Raw genomic sequence first — 11,735 nt, 5'->3', positions numbered from 1 at the left:
AAAAATAAATAGAAGGAGACTTCGAAGCGTGAAAAAATATATTCTAATTGTTATAGGTTGTACTGTTTTATTTCTTTTTCCATTAGAAAGTAGCGCGTATACAGATACAGCAATAAGTAAGGCAGGTGTAACTTTTGTGAGAGATAAAAACCGCCCTGCACAGGTTTTTGGAACAGATGACAGGAGCGGCACTTTTCCTTCCAAAGGTCCAATTAAGCGGCTTCCTAAAACCGGAGATAATAGTGATTCTTACTTTATTTTACTAGGTGTAAGCCTCCTTTTAATTGCCAAAAAGAACTTATTTAAGGGGGTGAAGTAAAAAAAGCTAATCTTAAATAAACAATAACATAACAGAAAAAGGAGAATAATAATGATAAGAAAAACAACAAAGGTAATTTCAACAAGTTTATTAGCACTAGGATTAATCGTGACACCGGTACTTTCTGAAGATTTTGCGTCTGCAGCAACTAAAGTCAATAAAGATACAAAAGGAACCATCAAATTTGATAAAAGCACAACACCAACTCCCGAACCAATAACTCCAGATCCAACTGAAACAGACCCAGTAGTACCAAGTCCAGACAATCCACCCGTGAGTTCGGACGGATTATGGATACTTGCTATATCCAACTGGGATTTCGGAACTCAAAGTGTATCTGCTTTATCTTCTGGAGCTTTGAACATTCATGCCGAAGATGACACGCTTTCTACGTATACAGATACAAATGGCAATGGGCAGCAAGACTTACCAGGAGAAGCATCCGTATCAAAAAAAGTGACTCCATATGCACAAATAAGTGATTTACGTGGTACTAATACTGGTTGGACGCTTTCTGTTACAGCTAGTGAGTTTAAAGATAGTTCCACGCCAGCTAAAAAAATTCAAGGTGCTCAGTTAACGATTCCGAAATCTACTGTCGCAACAGTCAATTCGACAGCGAAAGCGCCAACTGGTTATGATAATATAACTATTCCGATGACGGGTCTCAGCACGGTTCCTGTAATGGCAGCCAAAGATAAACAAACAGCGACACCGACTAACTTTAGTGATGACGAAGGTATGGGAACTTGGACAGATAGCTTTGGTTCAGCAGCAAAAAATGCAACACAAACAACAAAACCTAAATTATCCATTCCACAAAATACCGTTATTGAAGATGGAACTTATCAAAGTAAGTTAACTTGGACGTTAAGCGACACGCCAGCAATTTAACATTTTTTAAAAGAGAAAACTTCATCTTTTTATGTTGTTTTCTCTTTTTAAATTGAGGAATTAGGAGGAAATTTAGACTTGAAAAAAATATTCGCTATTGTCTTTGTATGTTTTTTTACTTTTATTTTTTTTCACGGTCAAACAGTGGCAGCAGCGAAAGCGGAAGGGAAATTCTCTGTCAAAGCAATCCTGCCTGAGAACCAAGCGTCTGGTGTTACTTATTTTGATTTACAAATGGCTCCAGAAGATAAACAAACTATAAAAGTAGAACTAATGAACCAAGGAAAAGAACAAATCACGATTAAATGTGTGGCCAATACAGCTGTTACTAACGAAATGGGGTACGTAGATTATTCGATTCCAAAAGCAAAAACGGATAAAACATTAAAGTATCCATTTTCAGATATAGTAAAAGCGAGTGAATCAGAAGTGACGCTTAAACCGAATGAAACAAAAATATGGTCTCTCGATATTAATATGCCAGTAGAGAGTTATGATGGCATTATTTTAGGTGGGCTACATTTCCAAGAAAAGAAAGATGAAGAAAAGGAAAAAGATACCTCTAAAAAAGAAGTCCAAATTAAAAATGAGTACGCCTATGTAATCGGAGTGAAGCTTACAGAAAAAACGACGGTCGTAAAGCCGAACTTGGAATTAAATGAAATTAAACCGGCATCGCGAAACTACCGAAATGTAGTCGAAATAAACTTGCAAAATACAAAAGCGACCTTAGTTGGCGGGATGGCCGTGGATGCAAAAATATATAAAGACGGTAGCAAGAAAGTATTGCGTGAATCAAAACGAACCGACCTTTCTATGGCACCAAACTCCAACTTTAATTACAGTGTGGACTGGGAAAATCAAGAATTAAAACCCGGTAAATACAAAGTGGAGTTGGTAGCTAAAACAGCCGATGATAAGTGGGAATGGGTAAAAGAATTTACCATTTCAGAGGAAGATGCTAAAAAGGCTAATAAGGTGGCTCTAGGGCTTGAGAAAGACTACACTTGGATGTATGTGACGGGTGGTATTTTACTCGTATTCCTTGTGATAGCAACAGCTTATTTTATTGGAAAACGAGCTAGGAAAAAAGACGAGGAATCACAGTAAAAAGCAAAATAAAAAAGCTTGAAAACGAGATTCGATTCTTGTTTTCAAGCTTTATTTTTATTTTTCGATTTTCTCTGTTTCTACTACACGAAGTCCTTTGCGTTCTAAGTGAGAGATGATTTCATTTTTCTTATCTTCGGTTACTCCAACTGGTAAGGAAACCAGCACACGACGAATGAAATCTTCCGTTTGGTTATCGAGTGTAATCAAACTCGCGATGCTCGAATAACGGTCGATGATTTTAGTGATTTTAGTTAAGGCGCCTTGTACTTCACCGGTTGCAATCGTAAGTACATAACTAGTAGTTTTTACGTTCCAGCCGTCTTGTAAAAGACCAAGTAATTTACCATGCGTCAAAATACCATAGAAATTACCTTGTTCGTTTAAAACTGCGATATATGGTAGTTCTTTAATTGTAAAGAATACTTCAAAGAAAGATGCATTCACACAAATGTGTTTCGTTGCATTTTTGATTAAGCTCATTACAGGATCGCTCAGGCTTCCACCATTTGCTGCATGTTTGTAAATATGCATTTTATAAATATTACCTAAGAATTTTTCGCCTTTTTCGTCTAGTACAGGAACACAGCGATAACCAGATTCTTCTAGTAAATTGATAGCCTCTTGTAAAGTAGCATCTCCAGGAACGGTTGTTAAATTTATTTTAGGGATACAAAGGTTTTTTATCAACATGTTATTCACTCCATTCTTCTTCTCTTTCATTTTAACTTAAAGTAGGTCTTTTGTATAGAAAATCACTGTTAACTCAATTACGAGAATGAAAATGTGTAATTTTTATCATATATATAAGGAAACTTTTATATAAAGGTTTAATTTTTCTTGAAAAAGTGTATTATTAACTATGCTATGTAAAATTGTAAACAGAAAGAAGGACATGAAAATGCAAAAAGAAATCTTGAATTTTGATTATTATAATCCTACTCATATTATTTTTGGTAAAGACCGTTTTGCAGAATTAAATGAAGTTATTCCTCAAGATAAAAAAGTATTGATTTTATACGGCGGCGGTAGTGTAAAAAGATTTGGAACGCTTGATAAAGTAAAAGCAGCCCTTAAATCTAGAGAAGTTGGTGAATTTGGTGGTATCGAAGCCAACCCTACCTACGAAACGTTAATCAAAGCAATTCAACTTGTGAAAGAAGAAGGCTATGACTTTTTACTAGCTGTTGGTGGCGGTTCTGTTATTGACGGTACGAAATTTGTTGCTGCTGGCGCTTTATTTGATGGAAATCCAATCGATATTTTTGGCAGCGGAATTGGCGAAAAACGTCCGATTACAGAAGCGCTACCTTTTGGAACAGTACTAACTCTTCCGGCAACAGGTTCTGAAATGAATAGTGGCGGGGTTATTACTTTTGTTGAAAAGAAAGCAAAACTTGGCTTTGGAAGTGCGTTTACATACCCAGTTTTCTCCTTACTTGACCCAGAGCTTACCTATACTTTGCCAAAACGTCAACTAGCAAATGGCATTATGGATGCGTATGTGCATGTGATGGAACAATATATGACTTATCCAGTAGGAGCGTTACTTCAAGATCGCTATGCTGAAAGTTTATTACAAACGTTAATTGAAATTGGTCCAGCTGTTATTGAGGAAGATAATCATGATTACAATACGCGGGCAACTTTCATGTGGTCGGCTACGAATGCGCTCAATGGAACACTATCTCGCGGCGTCCCACAAGATTGGGCAAGCCACAGTTTGGGTCATGAAATTACTGCATTATATGGAATAGATCATGCGCGTACTTTAGCGATTGTATTACCATCTCTTTTAAATGTTCGTCGTGAGGAAAAACATGAGAAATTAGTACAATATGCTGAACGTGTTTGGGGAATTACAAATGGTACTGATGATGAAAAAATAGATGCAGCAATTGTTAAAACACGTGAGTTCTTTGAAAGTTTAGGCGCAGGGACTAGATTTAGCGATTATGGTCTTGGTGATGAAGTAGTAGACTTACTAGTGGATCAATTAGAGCGTCATGGTTTAACAAGTATTTCTGAACGCGGTGACCAAACTTTAGAAATATCTCGTAAAATCTATACCAATGCTTTATAGTAATAATTTTTAAATATGAAAGAAGGCGAATTTTCTTGAGTACCGAGAAGGAAAAGACATTTTTTGGACATCCGCGCGGACTCGCTACGTTATTTAATACAGAATTTTGGGAGCGATTCTCATACTATGGAATGCGCGCAATATTAATATATTATATGTATTATTCTGTATCTAAAGGTGGACTTGGTTTTAGTCAATCTACAGCCACTGCCATTATGTCTATTTATGGCTCACTCGTGTTTATGTCGGGTGTTATTGGTGGCTGGTTTGCTGATAGAGTGTTAGGACCGAGACAAACCATTTTTTATGGTGGCGTATTAATTATGGTAGGGCATTTAGTACTAGCGATTCCTAATGGGGGAGCAGCAGCGCTATTTGTTTCTATGGCATTTATTATTTTAGGAACTGGATTACTTAAACCAAACGTATCTAGTGTTGTTGGGGACTTATACCCAGCCGGAGACAATCGTCGTGATGCTGGCTTTAGTATTTTCTATATGGGGATTAACTTAGGCGCATTTATCGCACCACCGATTGTTTCGAATGTTTCGGATCATGCCGGAAGCTTCCACGCTGGTTTTGGTGTAGCAGCTGTTGGGATGGCAATAGCACTCGTTGTTTACGTTTTGACAGGAAAACGATACTTAAAAGAAGCAGGCAAAAAAGCACCAAATCCACTTCAAAAATCAGAAGCTAAAATCCTTACGATGAAAATTATCGGTATTATTTTAGCAATCGGATTATTAATTGCTGTGTTAACACTTATTACAGGTAGTTTAACAATTAATACAATTATCCTTGCTGTAACAGTAATGGGAGTTGGAGTGCCGCTAGCTTACTTTATTATGATGATGACAAGCAAGAAAACAGAGGCGGACGAAAGATCACGCTTAACTGCATACATACCATTATTTTTAATCGCAGTATTATTTTGGATGATTGAAGAACAAGGATCAACCACTTTAGCGCTATTTGCAGCAGAAAGAACGGATTTATCTATTTGGGGCTTCAATTTAAACCCAGCGAATTTCCAATCACTTAATCCCGTATTTGTAATTACCTTATCGCCTATCTTTGCATGGATTTGGACGAAACTGGGTGATAGACAACCATCTACACCACGAAAATTTGCTTTAGGACTATTCTTTGCTGGTTTATCATTTGTTGTAATGATGCTTCCTGGTATTTTACATGGAAATACGACTACACTTGTAAGCCCGCTTTGGCTAGTATTAAGTTTCTTCATCTGTATTTTCGGGGAAATGTTTATCTCTCCAGTAGGACTATCCGCGACAACCAAACTAGCACCAAAAGCTTTTGCGTCTCAAACAATGAGCTTATGGTTCTTGTCAGATGCGATGGGACAAGCTTTTAACGCACAAGTAACGCAATTCTTTAATGCTGACACTGAAATTGCTTACTTTGGAATTACTGGTTTTGTCGCAATAGGCTTTGCGATAGCATTATTCATTTTCGCGCCATTCTTGAAAAAATACATGAAGGGCGTTCATTAAAGGATTTAAAGACACTTTCTCTTTGTTTAGAGGAAGTGTTTTTTGTGTGTGGAAAATAAATTAGTTTGCCATTAACTCTTAAGATTGCTACTATTAAAGGGAGAAGTGATAATTTAAAGGAGTGTATACATGGAATCATCAAGCAGGGTAGTTATCTATTTAACGCGACATGGAAAGACGATTTTAAACACACTTGATCGGGTGCAAGGCTGGGCTGACTCGCCGCTTACCGAAGAAGGAGCACTTGTTGCGCATGATTTAGGTCGTGGTTTAAAAGGGACTAATTTTGTAGCCGCTTACGCAAGTGACCGCGGACGTGCCATTGAAACAGCTCGAATTGTAATGAAAGAAAGCGACAACCATCATTTAAAACTCGAAAAATTAGCTGAAATGCGCGAGTTTGGTTTCGGTAAATTTGAAGGAGAATATAACCAAACTGTGTTAAAAATGGTTGCGAAGGCTCACGGCTTTGAGTCAATCGAAAATTATTATGATAAAACTTCTGAAAACAATTCTAATATCGTGATTGACACGGTGCATAAAATGGATGAAACAGGCATGACAGAAAACTCGGCCATTTTTGAAAAACGATTGACTGCCGGACTGGATGCGATTCTTCAGGATGCGCAAACTCGTGGTGGTGGAGAGGTCCTTGTTGTTGCGCATGGTATGGTTATTCACCGCATTATTGAAATGATTGATCCAAGTAAAAATTTAAGAACTATCGAAAATGCTAGTGTAACAAAAGTGATTTTTGAAGACGGCGTTTATTCCATTGAAGAACCTGGAAATATGTTTTATGTAGAAGCCGGAAAAAAAGCGCAAGGGGGAGTTTAAGTGACAACAGGAAAACTAAATGTGTACTTAGTTAGGCACGGTAAGACGATGTTTAATACATCTCGTCGCGTGCAAGGTTGGTCAGATACACCGCTCACAAATGAAGGCATAGAAGTGGCAGAATTTTTAGGACGCGGGTTAAGAGAAATTCCTTTTGATGCTGTTTATACAAGTGACCGCGGTCGGACGATTGAAACGGCTGGAATAGTTTTACGAGAAAGCAAACAAACCCATTTGGAATTAAATGAGTTGAGCGATTTCCGTGAATTCGGTTTTGGTAAATTTGAAGGGGAGTATGAAGACATTATGTTCGGAAAAGTAATCGAGCATCTTGGTTTTCAGTCAGTGGAAGAAGCTTTTGAAAAATTCGGCTATGATGGCTATCAAATCATTTCCGAAACAGTTGAAAAAATTGATGAAACTGGAATGTCCGAAAAATGGGACTCCATGGTAACTCGTTTGAAAAATGCTTTGGAAACAGTTGCTAAAGAAAATCAATCTGAAAATGCAAATGTATTAGTTGTTTCTCATGGAATGGCGATTAATACCATTATTTCTTTCTTTGATATAACGCAAATTAATCCAGAATTAGCAAATGCAAGTGTTACAAGACTTGCATTTGAAAATGGTGAATGGACGATTGAAGCAGTTAATGATTTAAGCTATATTGAAGCAGGAAAGTTAGTCTTAGCATAAAAAAATCCAGAGTGGCGAAATACGCTACTCTGGATTTTCAAATTATTTTACGAATTTAATACAAACTGGCTCTGGAACTTTTACATCTTTTTGAAGTAAAGTAAGAGCGCCAGTTTCTTTATTAACACCAAAAACAGTAACGTTATTGCTGTTTTCGTTTGTTGCTACTAAAATGTCGCCAGTATAGTTAAGGTCAAAGTCACGAGGACCAACGCCTTCTACTGGTGTTGTTGCTGCAAGTGTTAAAGTACCGTTTTCTGCAACAGCATAGCTAACGATAGCATCTTGACCGCGGTTAGAAACATAGAGGAAACGACCATCTGGAGAAATATGAATGGCGCTACCTTTATTTTCTTTATCAAATCCTTCTGGAAGAGAAGCGATTGTTTGGATAACGTTTAATTTACCAGTTGCGTTATCATATTCAGCAAAAATAACTTCGGAAGTCAATTCTGTCATGATATACACATATTTAGCATTTGGGTGGAAAACAAGGTTACGAGGACCGCTTCCAGGTTTTACTTCTAATTCAGTTACTTTTTCAAGTTTACCAGAATTAGCGGAGTAAGTAGTTACTTTGTCCGTTCCAAGGTCACATGTGATAACATATTTTTGGTCTGGAGTGAATCCAGCAAAGTGAGCATGAGGTTTTTCTTGACGTTCGTGAACACTTTTACCAGTATGTTGAATCGTTGCAACAGATGGTTTTAAAGCGCCGTTTTCTGTTGGGTAACTTACGATTGTGCCTAGGTGATAGTTAGCAGAAACAACGATAGAACCATCTTCTGAAGCATCTACATAACACGGCGGGTTACCTGTTTGAACATCTTGGTTAATGAAAGCAAGAGAGCCATCTTCTTCAATTGAAAAAGCTGCAACTCCACCTTTATCGCCATCTTTTGCTACAGAGTAAACGAATTTTTCGTCATCTGAAATTTTAAGATATGTTGGGTTATCCATTTTTCCGGCTAATTTATTTTCTTTAATTTCACCAGTAGTTTTGTCGATTACTAAGCGATAGATCCCTTGGCTTTCGACTTTGGTGTATGTACCAATATACGCAGTTGCTTCATTATTTGACATGCCTATTCCTCCTATATATAAGATATTTCCTAGTCAATTATAGCATAGTAAAGAAAAGATAGAAAAACATCACGTTTATTGCATTTTTATTACTTTTCATAAAGTTAACCATATTTTAGACTTTTATGAAATGTTTTTGTAATAAAAGTATTGACTTAGAAACAAAAGTAATGTAAGATATACTTATCCCATAGAGATTGTCATTTGAAATAAGCTAGTTAAGAATAAATCACTTCCCCCATAGAAATGTTCTTAATAGCTTATTGCAAATAAACACTCCTTTTAAGATAGTTGTAGCACAGAATTTCCCAGGTTCTGTGCTATAATTATATTTTAGTAGAGATGCCAGAGAAGAGGCGCTCTTTTTTTATGCCATCTAGGAAAGAGGGGAAGAAATGTCTATTCAAACAATTTTTGGAAATGAATTATATAACTGGATTAACATTAATACTGATAAAGCGGACAACTTAGAAGATATTTATGCTACATATGATATTGATGAGGAGGTCATTGCTTATTCCTTAGACAGAAATGAACGAGCTCATTTTGAGTATGACCAAAAATCGGATACTTTCGTGGTGGTATTTAATGTACCCGATCAACGAAAAATCGATAATCACTATGAAACAATTCCAATGGTTTACATTATTAAAGATAAACAGTTACTAACGATTACAAATAAAAACAACCAATATATTGTAAAAAAAATGAATAAATACTTAAAAGAGAATGAAGATGTGACTATTTTACAATTTTTATTTAGTAGTTTATATCTTGTTATGGATTCGTTTTTTCCGTATGTGGAAGAGATGGATATTGATCGTAAAACAATTAATGATAAGCTGAAAATCAAAACGACGAAGAAAAATTTACTTTCTTTATCTGATTTAGAAACAGGGATCGTGTACTTTTTGTCAGCTTCTAAGCAAAACGCCGCGTTATTAGAGCAAATGAAAACACATGTAATCTTTCGAAAGTTAAATGAAGTGGAAAAAGAGCAGTTTGAGGATGCGCTAATTGAAGCTAGACAATTGGTTGAAATGACGGAACTAAGCTCGCAAATATTACAGCAACTATCGGGTACATATAATAACATCTTAAATAATAATTTGAATGATACGATGAAAATACTTACTGCGTTGTCTATTTTGCTTACAGTGCCAACGATTATCACTGGGTTTTTTGGAATGAATATGCCACTTCCATTAGAACATAATGCATTTGGATGGATTGTTGCAATTTTTATTAGTATTTTACTGTGGTTTGGACTTTCTTTTATATTGCGAAAATTGATGAGATAACATAAAAAACCCTGCTTTCACACTGAAAGCAGGGTTTTTCTATTTAAATAATTCCGTGAGCAATCATTGTATCTGCAACTTTTAGGAAACCTGCGATATTGGAACCGACAACTAAATTACCAGTTGCTCCGTATTCGCTTGCAGCATTGCTTGAGTTTTTATAAATGTCTTTCATAATGTTTTGTAAGTGTTCATCTACTGTTTGGAAAGTCCAGCTCATACGTGTGCTGTTTTGAGCCATTTCGAGTGCTGATACTGCAACTCCACCGGCATTAGCTGCTTTTGCTGGGCCAAATAATACTTTGTTTTCGTGATAAATGTCAACCGCTTCAAGCGTAGATGGCATATTTGCACCTTCTGCAACTGCGATTACACCGTTTTTTACAAGTGCACGAGCTTGGTCGGCATTTATTTCATTTTGAGTAGCGCATGGTAGGGCAATATCACATGGAACAGACCACACGTCGCCGCCTGCATAATATTCAGCAGATGGATGCAATGTTACATATTCACTGATACGTTTACGCTCTACTTCTTTTAATTGTTTCACTGTTTCTACTTGGATGCCTTCTTTGTCATAAACAAATCCAGCAGAATCACTACATGCAACTACTTTAGCGCCAAGTTCATGTGCTTTTTCAATTGCATAAATAGCTACATTACCAGAGCCTGAAACAACAATCTTCTTACCGCGAATAGATTCACCAGCTGCTTCTAACATTTCAACCGTGAAATAAACAAGACCATAACCAGTTGCCTCTGTACGAGCTAAACTACCACCGTATGATAGACCTTTACCAGTTAAAGTACCAGCATCATAAGCGCCACGAAGACGTTTGTATTGACCAAATAAGTAACCAATTTCACGGCCGCCAACACCAATATCACCAGCTGGAACATCAGTATCTGGACCGATATGTTTTTGTAATTCTGTCATAAAGCTTTGACAAAAACGCATTACTTCAGCATCTGATTTACCTTTTGGATTGAAATCAGAGCCACCTTTACCGCCGCCAATTGGTAAACCGGTTAAAGAATTTTTGAAGATTTGCTCGAAACCAAGGAATTTTACAATACTCCCGGTAACGGATGGATGGAAGCGAAGGCCGCCTTTATAAGGGCCAATTGCGCTGTTAAATTGAACGCGGTAACCACGATTTACTTGTACTGTGCCAGCATCATCTACCCATGGAACTCGGAAACTAATTAGGCGTTCGGGTTCTGTTAGCTGTTCTAAAATACCGTGTGCTTCGTATTTAGGTTCTTTTGCAAGGGCCGGGATAACAGAGTTTAAGAATTCTTCAACTGCTTGGTGGAATTCCGTTTCGCCAGGATTCCGTTGTTTAATTGTCTCAAACACACGGGCTGCGTATTCTTCGGCTGCCTTAGTGTCGTTTTGGATAGTAGATGTTTGTGCCATACTATAATCGCTCCTTGTTTAAATATTTTGACTATAAGGAAAAGTAGAAAACCTGATACAAATACAAGCGATGTTATAAAAGAGAAAAACATCGGCTTAGTTGCATCAATTAGGTCAACTTTTCTTACCTATGTTGTTAGTTTACACATTGTTGAGAATATTTTCAAGCATAAAAACCAATTTTTCAGAAATTTTTTAAAATCAAGTTAATGAGAACGTTTGCTTAAGCAATTAATGAAAAAATTTTCGGGGGAAGGGAAGTTTTTAATGCGATTTCTTAACTGCCAAGCGATGTCATAAAAAATAACCGCACCAGGGGGATGCGGTTAAAGGGAGTATTAGGGAGTAATAACGTTAGAGCGAGCCAAGGGATAAGACTAATTCGGATACTAGAATTATTGCTCTAACATTACTTGCTTTCTTTTGGGAAAAAATAAAAGCCCTCCACGTAAACAAGTATATAAAATATGCTCTTTAA

At 36.8% G+C, this 11,735-nt stretch carries 11 protein-coding genes; 8 read left to right on the top strand and 3 right to left on the bottom strand.

Translation table 11 applies throughout. The features are described from left to right. Positions 1 to 28 precede the first annotated feature (28 nt). From AC4PG0_RS05565 to AC4PG0_RS05555, 3 genes are all read left to right on the top strand, one after another. Positions 29 to 319: an LPXTG cell wall anchor domain-containing protein gene (locus AC4PG0_RS05565; RefSeq protein WP_033533352.1), complete on the top strand. Its 291-nt coding sequence runs from the start codon at positions 29 to 31 to the stop codon at positions 317 to 319. Between the two features lie 51 nt (positions 320 to 370). Further along, complete coding sequence (locus AC4PG0_RS05560) at positions 371 to 1,213, top strand: WxL domain-containing protein (protein ID WP_003770689.1); 843 nt, start codon at positions 371 to 373, stop codon at positions 1,211 to 1,213. 78 nt (positions 1,214 to 1,291) lie between these two features. After that, complete coding sequence (locus AC4PG0_RS05555) at positions 1,292 to 2,323, top strand: WxLIP family cell surface protein (RefSeq protein ID WP_045553572.1); 1,032 nt, start codon at positions 1,292 to 1,294, stop codon at positions 2,321 to 2,323. 57 nt (positions 2,324 to 2,380) lie between these two features. On the opposite strand, the gene cbpA is transcribed toward AC4PG0_RS05555, so the two are convergent. After that, positions 2,381 to 3,016 carry a cyclic di-AMP binding protein CbpA gene (gene cbpA, locus AC4PG0_RS05550; protein WP_003760686.1) on the bottom strand — a complete coding sequence of 212 codons (636 nt, stop codon included), beginning with the start codon at positions 3,014 to 3,016 and terminating at the stop codon, positions 2,381 to 2,383. Positions 3,017 to 3,224: 208 nt separating this feature from the next. On the opposite strand from cbpA, the gene AC4PG0_RS05545 reads away from it, so the two are divergent. The 4 genes from AC4PG0_RS05545 to AC4PG0_RS05530 all read left to right on the top strand — a co-directional run bounded on the left by AC4PG0_RS05545 (position 3,225) and on the right by AC4PG0_RS05530 (position 7,453). Next, complete coding sequence (locus AC4PG0_RS05545) at positions 3,225 to 4,406, top strand: iron-containing alcohol dehydrogenase (RefSeq protein WP_033837907.1); 1,182 nt, start codon at positions 3,225 to 3,227, stop codon at positions 4,404 to 4,406. Between the two features lie 35 nt (positions 4,407 to 4,441). Beyond that, positions 4,442 to 5,920, top strand: coding sequence for a peptide MFS transporter (locus AC4PG0_RS05540; protein ID WP_112120108.1), 1,479 nt, complete (start codon positions 4,442 to 4,444; stop codon positions 5,918 to 5,920). Positions 5,921 to 6,049: 129 nt separating this feature from the next. Next, the gene (locus AC4PG0_RS05535) at positions 6,050 to 6,757 is read left to right on the top strand and encodes a histidine phosphatase family protein (protein WP_207578381.1); all 708 of its coding nucleotides are present in this window, start codon (positions 6,050 to 6,052) and stop codon (positions 6,755 to 6,757) included. Continuing rightward, the gene (locus AC4PG0_RS05530; RefSeq protein WP_045554403.1) at positions 6,758 to 7,453 is read left to right on the top strand and encodes a histidine phosphatase family protein; all 696 of its coding nucleotides are present in this window, start codon (positions 6,758 to 6,760) and stop codon (positions 7,451 to 7,453) included. Between the two features lie 42 nt (positions 7,454 to 7,495). Here AC4PG0_RS05530 and AC4PG0_RS05525 read toward each other — a convergent pair whose 3' ends face one another. Next, the gene (locus AC4PG0_RS05525; protein ID WP_045553569.1) at positions 7,496 to 8,536 is read right to left on the bottom strand and encodes a lactonase family protein; all 1,041 of its coding nucleotides are present in this window, start codon (positions 8,534 to 8,536) and stop codon (positions 7,496 to 7,498) included. A gap of 395 nt (positions 8,537 to 8,931) precedes the next feature. On the opposite strand from AC4PG0_RS05525, the gene AC4PG0_RS05520 reads away from it, so the two are divergent. Further along, positions 8,932 to 9,837 (top strand): magnesium transporter CorA family protein, encoded by a 906-nt coding sequence (locus AC4PG0_RS05520; protein ID WP_185324965.1) that lies wholly within the window; start codon positions 8,932 to 8,934, stop codon positions 9,835 to 9,837. A 43-nt stretch (positions 9,838 to 9,880) separates the two neighbouring features. On the opposite strand, the gene gdhA is transcribed toward AC4PG0_RS05520, so the two are convergent. Then, positions 9,881 to 11,257 carry an NADP-specific glutamate dehydrogenase gene (gene gdhA / locus AC4PG0_RS05515; RefSeq protein WP_492167362.1) on the bottom strand — a complete coding sequence of 459 codons (1,377 nt, stop codon included), beginning with the start codon at positions 11,255 to 11,257 and terminating at the stop codon, positions 9,881 to 9,883. Positions 11,258 to 11,735 lie beyond the last annotated feature (478 nt).

The sequence above is a fragment of the Listeria sp. MAN/IMW/UF464 genome (assembly GCF_058683955.1).
The sequence above is the reverse complement of the archived record's forward strand: the minus strand, read 5'-3'. Positions and strand labels throughout refer to the sequence as shown.